We start from the raw sequence: 15,464 nt of genomic DNA on the forward strand, positions 1-15,464 counted from the left end.
GCAAAAAAATGGGAACGCAACACCTTTCGATAGAAAAATGACACCCTTTCCAGCTTTGCTTGGTTTCAACTGGGACATTTTGTCATAAGAAATGGCCAGTGTTTTTAGGTACTATGCTTCCATCGCGACAGATCGAGTCGGGCAATCATCAGGAAAGACGCCACATCATGAATTGGGTCCCAATATTCTTAGCAACATTCAAAGTGATCGTGCTCGGCATCGGCATGTTCTACGCCATCAAGTGGCATTACGATCAAGGCAAGAAGGAGGACAAGGTCATGTACGAGCCGCGCGCCGTGCTGCGCGCGGGCGGCAAAGCGGCCGCAGTCTTCATGGTGGTGCTCCTTGCTCTCGGGTTCGTCACCTTCGCCTTCAGCAACATGCTCGGCCTGGACCTGAACTACCTGTAACGGCAAAGCATAGCAGGACGATCATCCATGCCCCGCCCGGCTTCACAGCCCGGCGGGGCATTTTCATTGGGCAAGATTTCAATTGAATCACTCTTGCCCAGTCCGGCCGAATCGGGTGTAATGCGGAATGCAAACATATTAACTTTACAACTCATGCTCCGCGACCTGCTTTCCCTGTTCAGCCAACAGACGCGCTTGCTGCGCCTGACCACACCGCTGGGTGCCGACCTGCTGATCCCCGAGTGCGTGCGCGGCGAGGAAGCCCTGAGCGGCGGCTACCGCTTCCAGATCACGGCCTTGTCGCAGGACGCCGCGCTGTCGCTGCGCGCGCTGATCGGTCAGCCGGCGCTGCTGGAGCTGCAAACCACGCGCCAGGCGCCGAGCCAGATGCGCCCTTTCCACGGCCACATCACGGCCGCCGCCTTCGACGGCGCCAACGGCGGCCTGGCACGCTACACGCTGACGCTGGAACCATGGACAGTCTTTCTCGGCCGCAACCGCGACAGCCGCATCTTCCAGGACATGACCGTGCCCGCCATCCTCGACGCCGTGTTTGGCGCGTGGCAAGGCCAGGGAAAGCTGGTGCCGGCCTGGCGTTTCGACCTGCAGGACCCCGGCCGCTACCCGGTGCGCAGCCTGACCACGCAATACCAGGAAAGCGACCTCGCCTTCGCCTCGCGGCTGATGCATGAGGAAGGCCTGTTCCATTACTTTGTCCATACGGGCGACCCGAACAGCCCCAGCTTCGGCACCCACGAGATGGTGATCGCCGACGACAACAGCAGCTTCAAGCCCAACCCGCAGGCGCAGGTGCGCTACACCCAGCCCGGCGCCGTCATGCGAGAAGACAGCATGGACCGCTGGCGCAGCGAACTGCGGCTGCAAACCAACGCGATCGAACTGCAAAGCTGGGACTACCGCACACTGGACCAGCGCCCGGTCGGCGCCGGCGGCCAGACCGAACACGTGCTGACCAGCCGCGACGCGCCCGGCGCCTATGCCTACGCCTCGCGCGCGCAGGGCCAGCGCATCGCCGACCAGCAATGGCAGGCGCTGGAAGCCAGCCGCGAAGTGTTCACCGGCGCCGGCACGGTCCGCACGCTGTCGCCGGGGACCACCTTCACACTGAGCGAGCACGCGCTGTCGGACACGCAGGACAGCAACTTCCTCGTAACCCGCGTGCTGCACCAGATGCATAACAACCTGACCGCCCAATTGCACGCGGGCTTGATGCAGCGACTCGGCGAAAGCGCGCTGGGCGCAGCCATCGCCGCCGAACAGTCGGGCAGCCTGCACGCCACCGGCAAGCAGGCCGGCGAGCGGCCGCTGTACCGCAACCGCATCGACGCCATCCGTAGCAGCGTGCCCTACCGTGCCAGCGGCACGGATGGACAAGGCCGCCTGCTGCATCCGCGCCCCACCGTGCAGGGCCAGCAGACTGCCATCGTGGTCGGCCCGTCCGGCGCCGCCATCCACACCGACCGTGACCACCGCGTCAAAGTGCAGTTCCACTGGCAGCGCGGCGACGCTGGCCACAGCCGCCTCAACCATCCGGCGCCGGACAGCCACAGCGGCGCGCCCGGCGACGACAGTGCCGGCACCTGGGTGCGCATCGCCACCCCGCTGGCCCCGGTCGCCGGCGCCAACTGGGGCAGCAACGCCGTGCCGCGCGTCGGACAGGAAGTGCTGATCGACTTCCTCGACGGGAATATCGACCGCCCGGTGGTGATTGGCGCCGTCTACAACGGCAAGGGCCAGGACGACGCCCAGCACAACCAGGTGGCCCAGGGCGGCGGCGCCAGCACCGGCAACGCGCCGGCCTGGTTCCCCGGCCAGGCCGATTCCCACGCGCACCCGGCCACGCTGTCCGGCCTGAAGAGCCAGGCGATGGCGGCCAGCCAGGCCGGCGCCGGCGCCTACAGCCAGCTGGTGTTCGACGACACGCCCGGCCAGCCGCGCCTCGGCCTGCAGCGCCACGCCGCGCCGCATCAGGGCACGGACGAACTGAACCTCGGCCACCTGCGCCACCAGACCGACAACCAGCGCCTGCAGCCGGCCGGCTTTGGCGCCGAACTCAAATCCGAGCACAGCACCGCGCTGCGGGCCGGCCGTGGCATGTTGCTCTCGGCCGACTTGCGCAGCGGCGGCGCCGGCGGCCAGCTCGACGCACGCGAAGCACAATCGCAGATCGAACAAAGCCAGCAGCTGCAAGCCACGCTGGCGAACACCGCCAAGGCCCAGAACGCCGTGCTGAAACCGGCCACCGCCACGAACGCCGATGCCGGCGAGCTGCCAGCCATCGCGCACATGCAGGCGAGCGCGCAGGCGTTGGCGGCCACGGCCGGCGGAATGGGTGGCAACGGCGGCGGCGGCGCCGGACAGGCCAGCGCCTACGGCGCCGCGATGCTGCAACTGTCGACACCCGCCGGCATCGCAGCCGTCACGCCGGCCAGCGCCATCCTCGCCGCCGGCACCAGCAGCAGCCTTGTGGCGGGCCAGGACATCAATCTGGCGACCCAAGGCAGCAGTCTGCACGCGGTCCGCGACGGTATCAGCCTGTTCACCTACGGCAAAGCCAGCAGCGCCACCAAGCCGAATCAGGAGACCGGCATCCGGCTGCACGCCGCCAGCGGCAAGGTCAGCCTGCAAAGCCAGAACGACGCCACAAACCTCACCGCCGACCGCACGGTCACCTTCGCCAGCGTCACCAAGGACATCCGCGTCGCCGCCAAAGAGCACGTGATGCTGACCGCGCAAGGCGCGTGGCTGAAGCTGGAAGGCGGCAACATCGAAGTGCATGGCCCCGGCACGATGAGTTTCAAGGCCAGCATGAAGGAGCTGACCGGCCCGGCAAGCAGCAGCATATCGTTGCCAGCGCTACCAAAGAGCCAGGAAATCATTGATGCGATACCGAACCCGATCTTCAGTCAGCAGATCAACGCGAGCGCGCTAATCACCAGATACAGGCAATTTGCCGGAATGCCTTATCAAGTCTGGCAAAAAGGCAAACCAGTGATGCTGGCATCGGGTCAGTTCGATGATACTGGGATGTCAGCGCGCCTGTTTACTGAGCAACAAGAGGATTTGCATATCCTGGTGGGCGACGCCAGTTGGGAAGTCGTGACTCCCGAGGAAGCTGTCACGCCAAGCGCCAAAGGAGACGGCTATGAAGGTTGAAGCACCCGATATGGTGCGTGTCGAAGCCGGCGACACACTGTCCAACATTGCTGCAAAAAATGATGTCAGCGTGAAGGAACTTTTGGCGGCCAACCCGCAGATTAAAAACCCCAATATGCTGGCGCAGGGTCAGCGTGTCCGCATTCCAGGCAAGCCGATCTCCTTCACACTGCGATTCATCAACTTGGCCAACCGGCCGCCGGCCGGGGTGCGCTATAGGATCCGGCTTGGACCGAAGCTACTCGTTGCCGGCAAGGTAAGCGAGACAGAGAACGAGGCCCATATGCTGGTAGCGGAAGGCGACCGGCTGTCGGTCGACGCCCAGCGCTTAGGCGAGACGTCCCTGAACGAGGTGGCGCAGTTGGTGGTCAGCCGCCGTCATCCGGTCATGCTACTCCGGATAAATAGCGCCAAGCTCCCGAGCGGCACTTCCCCGCATCCGAAAACGCCGGCGTCGCCGCAGCCGCCGGCCGGCAAGCCAGCGACGCTGCCGGCAACAAAAGCGAACGATCAAGGTGTGGACCATGCCAGGGATAGCAATCCGCAAGCACAGCCGGAACATCAACTGCTGCCCGGGGATTGCGCATGCGGCAAGGACATCACCATCGATCAACTTGCTGCGATTTTTTCGAGCCGAAAGAAAGCGGACTTGAAGCCATTTTTGGTGCCTATGAATGCCATGATGAGCAAATACGCCATCAACTCGTGTTTGCGCAAAAGCCACGCGCTCGCCCAGATCGGACACGAGTCGGGCGGCTTGCGGTATCTCGCCGAAGTACTGCCAAAAGGAGTGAAGGAAGCAGACGTCTACGACGGCTATAAAGGACGAGGCCTGATTCAGATTACTTACAAAAGAAATTACGAACGCTACGGTAACTTTGTCGGCAAAGACTATCTGGAAAAAAACAAGGCCAACCTTGAAAAAATCGATGACGCCACTGATTCCGCAGGGTGGTATTGGAGTAACGGCGCGGCAGAGGACCTGAATCCCTATGCGGACAAAAACGATTTGCTACAGATTTCCACGTCCATCAATGGCGCCTTTAACGGCTTCGATGATCGCGCGGCGATCTTCCGGCGCGCCCATGCGGCTCTGCTATGTCCATCCTGTAAAGTCATAGCAAATCGGAGCGCGCAATATCTGGGCTTTGACAAGAGCAAGATTTACGATCAGCGCGATGTCGCCTTCGCCTGGGGGTACTGGAACGACCCGAACTCCTCCAAAAAAGGGCTGGCGAAAAATGCGGCGGCCGCCAACGCCGGCTACGCGCGATTTCTTGAATTGAATGAAAAAAAACCCATCAAAAAGCCACGCTTCGGCTTCAAAAAAACGGAAGACATGATTAAATTAGCTACGGACCGCACCAAATGAAAAGACTTTCCCTTATCGTTCTGCTCTCCATGTCGGAAGCAATACACGCATGCTCCGCTGCCGCAACTGGACCGGATGTAGCGAAGTATCTGTCCCAACAAGGATGGACAGCCTTCGAGAACCGAGCCAAATTCGCCAATCCCAGCCAGGATATTGCGCCGGTCATGTACTACGGCAAAGGAATGAATGTGCCGAGCTGTGGCTTGTTAAGCGCTGCTACCGGCACGCCAAGGTTCATCGAGATACTGGCGGCGGAGACCGGAGAACAGTATCCCCATTGCGCCGGCATCAATGACGCTGCAGCCTTCAAATTGGCGGGAAAAGAATACCTGGTGTTTGGGTATTTGGATCGTGATACGCGGGATGAGACTTATGAGCAATTTTTCTACGTCTTTAAAGACAAGACCGGAGATTACTCGACAGACGAGCAACTCAACCAGGGGGCAGGTAACGCCGCCAACGAATTGCCAGCCAAGAAAGCTGGCGCCAATGCTGCACTGAAAGCCATCGATGGCGTCCGCCTGGCGCGCACGTACATGATGAAAAAGTCACAGCCCACGCTGGAGCTGCAGTCGCGTGATCTGATCGCAGATAACAAGGGGGCCTTTGCTGTATTTCTGAATAAATCCTCCGCGACCTGTTCGTTCGTGCTCGACAACGGCATCGAACTGAGTACCTACAGTAGCGAACTCTTCGCGGAGCATCGTTCCTGCCAAGATTATCTCGCTTCAAGCAAATTCGATGCCCCGGACAAAACCTACTATTTAGGCATGTTCAAAGGCGGCGACGCTTCAACGAAAATTGCCATTTTCTCGATCGCGAAAAATACCTCCGCTGTCCGGGCCGAAAAGGAACTAGCGTTGTCCGCCGCTGCCACGCGTAAAGTAGCCGATATCAAATCGCTCAAGGCTTATCTGGCGGAAGTGGAGAGAAAAAAGGACAAATGACGCCATTAACAGCGATCAGGCATATTACGCTGCTCTGGGTCTGCGCACCCGCGGCGCTTGCAACTTCGCTTGGTGCGGTCTGGTTTACCAACCCCACCGAATGTGGCGGCGCGTTAGTCAAAGTGCGCTCCCTCTGCGAGGCATCGCAACACGCCAATGCGGCGCGGCAGCGCAACACCGGCTGTGCCGAACAACAACTGGTCATTGTGCGGCCCGGACATCGACGCGTCGTCCGCGACTTACTGGAGCACGAACCGGTGGGCGATGATTTTCACGTCGCCACCGCGCTGCGATGCGTGGCAGCAGGCAGGCAATACTATCTGCTGCTCTCGCTCGACACGGGCGGCGCTTGCGAGACCTGCGAAACCGAGGCCATCATGGGCTTAGATGGAAATTGGAAGCGCTACGGCAAGTACTGGCGATCAATCCCAGCCACGGAGCAGAACGCCATCAGCAAGAGCGAGCCGAGTTGGCGGCAGGTGCCGGTCTACTTAATCACCAACACCGTGCGCGATATAGAATTCGAGCAATGAAGACATTGCTGATGTTGGTCGTGTGCAACGCGAGCCTTGCCGGCTGCCTGGTCTCCCCGGCCAATGCCGAGCCCTGCGCGCATCCCGATCCAGCCGCGCTGCCCGCCATCTGGAAGGCGTTCCGCGCCGCCACGCTGCAGGGCCAGCCGGAGGACGCGGCGCGCTACTACCGCTTCCCCCTCAAGCTGCTGTCGCCGATGGATGGCGAAACGCCGCTGAAGATCGCCCGCCCCATGTTCATCAGGAACTACGCCGAGCTGTTCCAGCACAGCCCAGCCGACAGCGAAGTCGGCCTGCTGACCGCAATGAAAAAAACCACCGGCAAGGAATATGTGCCGCAGGTGAAATTCGACGAATCCAAATGCGCGTATGTCGGTCCAACCCGGATCGAAGACTACAACTTCGTCTACGATAAGAAGTCCGGCTGGCTGGTCGAGTCGCTGTTTTATGGCAACGACTACGACATCGCAAAATCGGCTGGCTTGGATCGCTAGGAGCGATTAGAGATTAACGATCCATCGCTGAGCGTCTTCGACGAAATTTAACCGGGTAGATTTACCTCGATCGTTCCTTTATTCCCCGAGGACTCTCGTCCGGATAGAATTTTGAGGTGATCAGCTCTACTGAATTGTCCAGATAGATGTGCACAGCCAAATATCGCGCGCCCTCGACCGGCCGCAACACTGGCTGGTTTGTCGCCACGATAGTCTCGCCATTGTGCGGCGCGCCTTCGGGGCCGCCTAGCACCCAGGTCACTTTTTGCGGACCGATATTCAGCGTCACTCCGGAAATCGAACTGCCGCCGGTCTGAGGATACGGACCGGAGCTATCACCACCCTTGCCGTCAACAAATACATCGAAGATCGGCCGATCCAAATAGCTAAAGACAACCATGTTGAGAGTGACGTTCATCGCCTTGGCAGTGCATGCGGCTAACGCCAATAGCATCGCTCGCAGGCTCAATCGGCGCGTACACGAAAAGCTATTTCCCGGTTCTTTCATTGTCCCCCCTTGGGATAATCCCGTAGCAGCCTCCCGACACCGCTAAACGTCAATCTCTTCTGGAGTTCTGCGATGGGTGCTCGCGTATTCCGAAGCCCTGTGCTCCCGCAGTTGTTCTATCACTGCATAGCGGTACTTCTCATCTCCACCAAGGTAGACCACCCGAGGATCAGAAGGCAGCGTCGCATCCTTTGCAAATCCCGCCAACGAGTCATGTACCAGGCTGTCAAAAAACGAAATGATCTTTTCGTCTTTCAAACCAATGTTGTGGATGTACTCGTTCTCGTACGCATCCATTAGCACCTTGTAATGTGGGCGTAAGTCTTGCCGTTTGCCTTCGGAGGGATTGCTACCGAGCGTATTTCCCGGAGCACAAATATCGCGTATTGCGACCCAATGCGCTCCCGCCATCGTCGTGGACATCCTTGAAATACGTACCAACGCCCGGAACATAGATTCGATAAAGTCCACTGCCAACTTCATCCCGTCTGTGGCACCGATACAACTTGGCGACATTACTGTGCTTATTCATCCCAACTGACGCCATACTGGCAGTTGGCGACAGTACTTTCAGCTTCAACGCAGGCTCCGCAATCATCGTCATCGTTTGATCGATGGCATCGCGCAACGCGGCGCTATCTGGCCCTCAGAGGCGGACTCTTTTCGTCGCCGACCGAGTCATTCTTTGGGCTCTTGGTCATTGGGGCACCGTGGATAAGGATTTTGCTCCTGCCGCCGCTGATCCAGTGACAAGCGAGGCAAAGAGAGCTCGGACGTTATTGCAGCCTTGATCGAACCATCAGGGTAAAAGTGTACTTCCATGTATTGAGGATCGGACGCCGCGAGAACCTCCAGCGGCGCATCCTGCTCCTTATAAAACCTGTACAGCACGTCGTGCATTTGCTTGGACATAGAGTACTGTCTTGAGAAATAGCACCCATCAGATTGCCATCGCACTCGGACTTTCGTAATCTTTGCATCAGGATGATAGAGCGCACAGCACACGACACCGCCGCCTCCACTGGTTGGCGAACTAACGTGAATGTTGCCACCGCCCTGCCCGTCTATGCTGAGAGATCCAATTGACCTGTTGGTGTAGTTGTAACCTACAATTGCAAGAGATGTCATGCGACCGTGGTTCTGCGCCGTAGCGACATGGCCACAGGCGGGCAACAAGACCAACAGCAGCGCTGCCGACCATATAGGGATAATTTTTATTCTAGACTGCACTTACGAGCTCACTTTCCCTTTTCGCTACCGCATCGCTTAACGTAGTATTTCCAAACGATCCGTTCATAGCGCTCCATAATTGCATGATACTTTTCTCATCCAAGGCTTGTTCAGTATTCACGTCCATCTTCAGTTGAATTTCCGACGCCCCAAGTAATGTGGAGCACCTAATTCAAGCTGGAGCTTGTGGATGAAAAATACAGGCGCGTGCGGTCAGCGTATTGTCTTTAAGACGCTATCCCATAATGCCATCGCACCCTTCTCATCGAGCGCACTATTTCCTTTCACTTCCATTTCAAGATGAATTTCAGGCGCCGCCGGCGATGGAGTGGACCGCATGGTCTCCATATAAAAATTCAACTCTTTCTCGTCACGGTTTTCGCCCATCTTGAAGGATCCAAGCCACTCTTGAGCTCGCATTCCGGCAACCTTCAATTCGCCCTTGCGCAATACGGACTCGCGCAAGTCGAACTTCTTCAAAAGAGAATTCGGTCCATCTATTCGTTGCAGCAGAGTATTCCCTGTAGTGGGCGCATAGGTATCCACCCCAACAGTGAACGTTACCTCCGGCCGCGCCTTGTCAACGAAACGCAGCCTTGCAGACTCCGACCGGAATTTCCCGTTGATACCCAGTCCACCATAGCAAAAGATCTCCGGACGCCGATGGGCGAGCTGTTGAACAGGTTCTATTTTGGAAAGCATGGCAAGTGCCAACGCCTCGGCCTTCTCCACTTGATTGTCGTAGGAGCTGATTTTAGCGACCACATAACTATCATGGGCCAACAAATGGACTTCGCTCTTGTATGCATCGTCTATCACCAAAGTGCGAAGCAAGGTGCCGCCCCCCTCAGTCTTCTTCACCAAAACTAATTTGTTCGTCGTGTCACCACTCACTGCTGCGAGTTCAGCATGCCGAGCTGATAGTTTTTCTTCAAAACCGGCTGTCGTGATATGTGGTGAAATCATCAAATCGATACTTGCTTCCTCAACTTCATTCTGATCTGGCGTGAATATGCCCAAGGCGCCCCCCACCAGGGCGTACCCATCGGGAAGATCTATCAGGCTATGTCCAATGCAGTGCGTTTTCATCGCTAAGTTCATTTTTGGAGTAGAAATGTTTTCATTTTTTTTGGTGTCGCACCCTGTTGCTAGAAGCGCGATAAGGACGAGTGTCAGGATGTGTTTCATGCTGATTTGGCCAATGCGCATATTTTTGTGATGGCGTAGTGTGTTACTCGTTGCGCGGTTGGGTTCTTATAGGACGATTCATGCGAGAACCCTTCCAGGCGAAATTGTTGCCGAATGTGCGCGCCACCGTCTCGCCGCGGAGCCATGCCGGAACTTGCTGGAACCGTCCCGTCGCCCCTGCCATCCGGCAAATTGCACCTGATTTCCCAAAAACTCGTGTCATAAGTGGAGGTGTAGACTCCGTAGGCCGTCGGCACGATCTGCATCTCAGTCTTGCCACCGATGAATATTTGGTTTCTCCCTTGCTCCCGGACCATCTGATGCGTGTAGGTTACAGTATCCTGCTCTGCAGGCCGCGTTCCTGATGCAGGCAGCGTTCCCTTTCCCATACTCCATTTAATGGTCTCAAAGCTGGCCTGTTCCCCATCACCAGCGCCGTAGTAGACAAAAGTGTGTGGATGGTATTTTCCCGCAATTTGGCGGTGAAAATCCTTGGCAAGCTTTATGTTCACCGAGAACTCTTTCCAACGAATCGGCGTACCTTGGTCTGGCGAAAGCCATTCTTCTCTGATCAGGCCCCACCATCTATCCTTGACCAGGTAAATTTCCGTGTAGGGATCGGCTACGGGCAAATTCACGATGCTTTTTCCATGCTCATCCTTTACATGAAGCCATCGTGACTGATACCCTTGTGATGGCAACAACTGCAGCGCACCGGGTGCCTGCGCGAAGACAGCGGTCACTTCCTGTCCCGTCAAGCCGATGACTAACGCAGCGCCGAAATCCTCATCCTTCATCCCGACTTTACAACGGCGGTAAGCAACGGCAGCCCCTACCGAAGGCATGACCCCATGCACTATCCCTGCGATTTTCTCTTCCATACTTGGTAGTTGCGCACAATATCGCGCCACCAACCCACCCATTGAGTGAGTTACCAAAATCACTTGATGACACTTGAACGCACCACGATTGTTCTCGGCGATGATCTGATCAATCCGCATCTTGAGCCGTTTGCCCGCAACCTCGTTTGAAGCCAGCCAGTTATAACCAAATGCGTATACCGGAAACCGGCACTTCGCCCGCTTCAACAAATCGTCGGATAAAACTGGCTCGGTTGAATGCCCCTGCTCGGCCACAGTCGGAAGTCCGCTCATCTCCATGGGAATACCAGGGTAGAGTCTTGGCTCTGGGGCGTGCGTCCCGGGTTGAGGTATGGCACTGACCGCCTGATAAAGGAAGTCTTCCCATTTGGCTGGATTGAAGCCCTGACCATTCATTTTATCTTCTAACCACAACAGAAATTCATGGTAGCTCATTTCACTCACCTCGCCCCATCCCCGCTGCCTGTAGACCTCCTGCTGAGACACTGTACCCACTAATTTCGTGGGGACATTGCCATTTGCGAAGACCTCGGTCCGATCAGGATGAAGCACAGTCTGGCGGGGACCTGCATTCTGGCCAATCCACCGCTTGACCAAGCTCAATGGCTTACCTCCGGTACTGTTTAACAACCAAACTGGTGTGCGTTCTGGTGAATGATCACAGAGGTTGCTCCCCATGATCCCCGGCACAAAAACGATAGGAAGCGACAACATCGGCGGCATGGTCAGCTTAACGGTATCCTGCAGGTTGGTTCCTGTCAGCTGCCACGTAAAAGTTGGCTTACCATGTTCATCCGGCCGAGCCAGCTGGCCGCGTTCCTTCTCTTTTGGAACAATTGCCATACATTTTTCCTGTTAATTAACCGCGCCCAAAATTACGATCTTGAGATCTTCCGGGCAGAAGCCTTGCTGCAAAGGGATGTGACCTTCGGCATCCGTCACACCCTCCGTGCGGCCACCGTCGTCTTTCAGGATCACATATCGCATGTTCTTCACCGGATCGCCTGCCGGATCCAGCAATTGGAATTTCTCGTCGAATGCCATCGTGCCGCGTGGCAGTACTGGCATCTCGTTGCTCAAGCTCGCGGGTCCAGTAAAACTCTTCTTGCCAGCCTGGATCATCAATTTTCCCGGGCACTGCACCGTAATATTCCCGCCCTCAATCGTGATGTTGGCGCCACCCGCCGTCGACAAGCTGATGCTCTTGGCCGCAGCCCAATCCACCTCCGCATTCGCGCTAATGACGCTGACCCCGTCGCGCGCCTGCACCCTCAGCTCGTCGGCCTGGGCCTGGATATCGACCGCATCCTTGGCCGCGATCATCTGCAAACCCATCCCGCCCTCACCCGGCTTGACGGCCCCAGCCAGCACGCCGATCGCCTGGCCGCTGTGCACGCGCATCTGGCCGCCGGTGACGAACTGGCTGTCGCCGCCACTCATCAATGCAATCGCCTCGCCGTTGGCCAGCTGTACCGCCTGTCCGGCCGTGACGCCAATGCCGCTACGACCGCTGATGGCGATGATCGGCGAACTGGCGTGCGGCAACTGATCGTCGCCTGGCGCGGTCTTCTTATCGGCCGCGTCGGCACGCGCCGCGTCCAGGCTGGCGTTGCCGACCATGCCGGACACCGCCGTCAGCATCGCCTGCAACGGCGCCGCCTTGTCATCGAGCGCGCTGGCGTTGGCCTTGGCCGCCCCGACGTGTCCGGCCAGCGCCACCGTCTGATGGGTCTTGGCCGCCTCGCTGAACGTCTCGCCCAGCTTGACCGCCTGCTTGAGCAGCGCGATGCCGGCCGCGTTGTCGCCGGCCGGGTCGCGCGCGTCCGCGCCGTGATTGATCGCGTAGCTGCTCACCAGCAGCCCCGCGCCGCCGCGCACCGCGCCATACGCGTCGGTGCGCAGTTCGGCGCCATGCCCACGCAGGCTGCCGCGATAATTGTCGGCGCTGTGGATCAGATGACCCAGAGTCAGTTCGCTCGCCGCGTGCGTCGAGCGCAGCTGCACCCGGCCTTGCGCATCGGTGTCGTCGAACAGCAGCTGGTTGTAGCCGGCGCCGCCGAACTCCTTGCTGCGCACGCCCCATTGCGCGGCGGCGTTGCGATGCCCCGCGCTGTCGGCCGAGGCGCCGTGCCACAGCGGGCTGTTGCCGCCGGCCAGATTGCCCTGCCCCGACGGCGCGTGATCGGCCGCCGGCCGGAAGCGCGACGCGCCCTCCGCGCCGGCGCTTTGCGCTCCGGGCGTCGGCGTCACGCCGCCCTCGCCCTGGCCGTTGTACAGCGCGCCGATGATGATGGGCCGGTCGATATCGTTTTCGATGAACTGCACCAGCACTTCCTGGCCGATGCGCGGCAGGAACTGGCTGCCCATGCCGCCGCCGGCCGAGCGCTGCGCCACCCGCACCCAGCACGTGGCGTCGCCGTTGTCCTGCCAGTGGTAGCGGATGCGCACCCGCCCCAGCTTGTCGCAATACAGCTCGTCCGCACCCGATGGCTGGGCCAGTCCATCGGCGCCGACCACGATCGCGCTCTGCGCGCCGCGCGCGGTGGGCTTGGGATGGCTGCGGCCGTCGCTGCCGGGCAGTTGCGGACGCCAGGTCACGTCGGCGGCCACCGCCTCGAAGCTGTTGGCGTAGCCGGTCTGGCGAGCCTGGGCGATGGTCAGCGCGTAGTCGTCGGGCAGGTCGGTGGCGATTTCCTCCAGCAGTTCCGGGATCGGCCCGAACAGCTCGGCCAGCGCCTGTTGCGCCGGCGATGGCAGGTTGTTGACGCCGACACTACGCACCCGCAGCAGCACGTAGGCCGGCGCGCTATCCGCCACCGATTGCAGCGGCCCCTGCGTCAGGGTGAAGCGGGTGCCGGCCATCATGGTGCGCACCGTCGAGCGGCCGCGCCACAGCTGGGCGGCCGCTTCCCTGCCCTGCATCTGCAGGTCCGCATAACGCTGCGCCTGGGCGCCGCTGGCGTAGGCGTATTGGCCCGGCACGTCGTAGCTCTCCAGCGCCGGTAGCTTGCCGGAGGTGAGCTGCGACGGCGTGCTGGCCGTTACGGCCTGCTTGGCCTTGTAGTCGTAGCTGAGCAAGGTCGTCAGCGAAGCCGTCACGCTGCGCCGCGCCTGCAGCGCCTGGATGGTGTCCGACGCTTCCCCCGCGCGCACGCCATGGAAGCGGATGCCGCCGCCGGCCTCGCTGCTGGGGTCTTGCGGCGTCGCGCAGTCCTGGCTGCTGTCGGCGAACAGTACCACGCCAACGCCGTCGTCGAGCTGTTCGTAGCGCCAGGCCAGGCCCTCCTCGGTCAGCAAACGCTGCACGAATTCGAGGTCAGATTCGCGGTACTGGCAGCAATAGCTGCGCGCCACCGCGTCGGCCATGAACGGCTCGGCCTCCTCGCTCCAGCGCCATTGCGCCAGCGGCGCGTAGTCCTCGAACACGGCGTCGACGATCTCGATCACGGTCTTGTCCTGCCATACGCGGCTGTTGCGCACCTGGCTCAGGCGCCACAACCACGGTGTCAGGCGCAGCCGGAAGCGGGCCAGTCCGCCTTCGCTGCCCAGCATGGCGGCCTGGGTGATTTCACCGTGGAACTGGGTGCGGCTGCCGTCGGCGAGGCTCACCGCCAGACTGGCGCGCCGGCCCAGCAGGGGCTGCAGGTCGATCAGCGCATTGGTGGAGAGCACGATGAGGTCGCGCGCGCCCACGCCCTGCACTTGGTCGTCGGCGGCGAAGGCCTCGACCAGCAGGCCGCCGGCGCCGAGGTCGGCGCCGCTGTCGTCGTCGAGGGCGAGTTCGTACAAGCGCGTCGCGCTGGAGAATTGGGCCAGCGCAGTCACTACCTGTTCAATCAAGGCAATGCTCATGACGCGTCAACCGCCTTGGCGGCCGTCGCCCGCCGCTTGCATTCGGGCTCGTTGCGCGCGGTCGTCGAGCACAGATGTTCGCGGCATTGCTCGGCGCCGGCCTCGTTCATCAGCCCGCACTGCTTGAGCTGGTAGCCGGGCGTCGACGGCGCCTTGCCCGGCTGGTTGGTCTGCACGTGCGCCATCAACGCGGCCAGCAATTTCACGTCGCTGTCCTGCCGCGCCGCCTGGCGTTTGGCGGCGGGTTCCGTCTTCCTGGCCAGCTCAATATGTCTCCTGGCCGATTTGTCCGACTTCTTGTGCTCGGCGAGTTTGGACTTGGCCGGGGCCGGCGCGTGGTGCGGCCGTTCCAGCGCGGCGGTCAGTTCGTCGTGTTCGGTCTTGGCCGGCGTGTCGTTCAGCACCTCTTTCAGCGCGCGCGTGTGGTCGACGGGAGGACTAGCGGCGGCGCTGTCTTCAATGATGGCCGCGACTGGCGCGGCGACGGCCGGTTCGACCGGTTCGGTTGGCGCGGCTGCGGGCGGGGCCGGCGGTGACGTCAGGGCCAATTCTGATGCCGGCTCGACGGCGCCATCCGGCCAGGCCAGCGCCGCCACGGCCACTACCAGCACCACCACGGCACCGGCCGCGGCAAGTACCAGGCTCTTGCGCTTGCGCTGACGGGCAGGCGCCGCTGTCGCAGGCCGGCTGCCGCCTTCCAAGCCGTGCAAGATGCCGCTGCGGCTGGTGTCCGGCTGTGGCGCTTCAGATAGCAGACTGGGCCGACCGGAGGCCGGCGGGCGTTGGTCATCACGTTGCAAAATATGCTCCCTTGTTAATTTCGCATTACTTTACGACATTCAAGAAAAACATGCCGCACGGATAGCGAACAC

General features: G+C 60.1%; 13 protein-coding genes. 6 read left to right on the forward strand and 7 right to left on the reverse strand.

Annotated elements, in window-relative coordinates; all coding sequences use genetic code 11:
• The first annotated feature begins 167 nt into the window (after positions 1-167).
• From AC1RQG_RS17230 to AC1RQG_RS17255, 6 genes are all read left to right on the forward strand, one after another.
• Positions 168-410: a hypothetical protein gene (locus tag AC1RQG_RS17230; RefSeq protein ID WP_493133239.1), complete on the forward strand. Its 243-nt coding sequence runs from the start codon at positions 168-170 to the stop codon at positions 408-410.
• A gap of 153 nt (positions 411-563) precedes the next feature.
• Positions 564-3,587, forward strand: coding sequence for a type VI secretion system Vgr family protein (locus AC1RQG_RS17235; protein ID WP_493133240.1), 3,024 nt, complete (start codon positions 564-566; stop codon positions 3,585-3,587).
• On the forward strand, positions 3,577-4,959 hold the full coding sequence (locus AC1RQG_RS17240) for a LysM peptidoglycan-binding domain-containing protein (RefSeq protein ID WP_493133241.1): 1,383 nt from the start codon (positions 3,577-3,579) through the stop codon (positions 4,957-4,959). Before AC1RQG_RS17235 ends, AC1RQG_RS17240 begins: the two co-directional genes overlap by 11 nt.
• Entirely contained in the window at positions 4,956-5,906 is a 951-nt protein-coding gene (locus AC1RQG_RS17245) for a hypothetical protein (RefSeq protein ID WP_493133242.1), read from the forward strand. Before AC1RQG_RS17240 ends, AC1RQG_RS17245 begins: the two co-directional genes overlap by 4 nt.
• Positions 5,903-6,439 (forward strand): hypothetical protein, encoded by a 537-nt coding sequence (locus AC1RQG_RS17250; protein ID WP_493133243.1) that lies wholly within the window; start codon positions 5,903-5,905, stop codon positions 6,437-6,439. The genes AC1RQG_RS17245 and AC1RQG_RS17250 overlap by 4 nt, the downstream gene beginning before the upstream one ends.
• Entirely contained in the window at positions 6,436-6,933 is a 498-nt protein-coding gene (locus AC1RQG_RS17255; RefSeq protein WP_493133244.1) for a hypothetical protein, read from the forward strand. The genes AC1RQG_RS17250 and AC1RQG_RS17255 overlap by 4 nt, the downstream gene beginning before the upstream one ends.
• Before the next feature lie 61 nt (positions 6,934-6,994).
• On the opposite strand, the gene AC1RQG_RS17260 is transcribed toward AC1RQG_RS17255, so the two are convergent.
• The 7 genes from AC1RQG_RS17260 to AC1RQG_RS17290 form a co-directional block, all read right to left on the reverse strand.
• Positions 6,995-7,351 (reverse strand): hypothetical protein, encoded by a 357-nt coding sequence (locus AC1RQG_RS17260; RefSeq protein WP_493133245.1) that lies wholly within the window; start codon positions 7,349-7,351, stop codon positions 6,995-6,997.
• 132 nt (positions 7,352-7,483) lie between these two features.
• Complete coding sequence (locus AC1RQG_RS17265; protein WP_493133246.1) at positions 7,484-7,912, reverse strand: hypothetical protein; 429 nt, start codon at positions 7,910-7,912, stop codon at positions 7,484-7,486.
• A gap of 207 nt (positions 7,913-8,119) precedes the next feature.
• Positions 8,120-8,569 (reverse strand): DUF3304 domain-containing protein, encoded by a 450-nt coding sequence (locus tag AC1RQG_RS17270; protein ID WP_493133247.1) that lies wholly within the window; start codon positions 8,567-8,569, stop codon positions 8,120-8,122.
• Between the two features lie 315 nt (positions 8,570-8,884).
• Positions 8,885-9,859, reverse strand: coding sequence for a T6SS immunity protein Tli4 family protein (locus AC1RQG_RS17275; RefSeq protein ID WP_493133248.1), 975 nt, complete (start codon positions 9,857-9,859; stop codon positions 8,885-8,887).
• Positions 9,856-11,583, reverse strand: a complete 1,728-nt coding sequence (locus AC1RQG_RS17280) for a lipase family alpha/beta hydrolase (protein ID WP_493133249.1) — start codon at positions 11,581-11,583, stop codon at positions 9,856-9,858. Before AC1RQG_RS17280 ends, AC1RQG_RS17275 begins: the two co-directional genes overlap by 4 nt.
• 12 nt (positions 11,584-11,595) lie before the next feature.
• Complete coding sequence (locus AC1RQG_RS17285; protein ID WP_493133250.1) at positions 11,596-14,592, reverse strand: type VI secretion system Vgr family protein; 2,997 nt, start codon at positions 14,590-14,592, stop codon at positions 11,596-11,598.
• Complete coding sequence (locus tag AC1RQG_RS17290; RefSeq protein ID WP_493133251.1) at positions 14,589-15,302, reverse strand: hypothetical protein; 714 nt, start codon at positions 15,300-15,302, stop codon at positions 14,589-14,591. The genes AC1RQG_RS17285 and AC1RQG_RS17290 overlap by 4 nt, the downstream gene beginning before the upstream one ends.
• Positions 15,303-15,464: the final 162 nt, after the last annotated feature.

Source organism: Rugamonas sp. GW822-FHT03B10 (assembly GCF_058801745.1).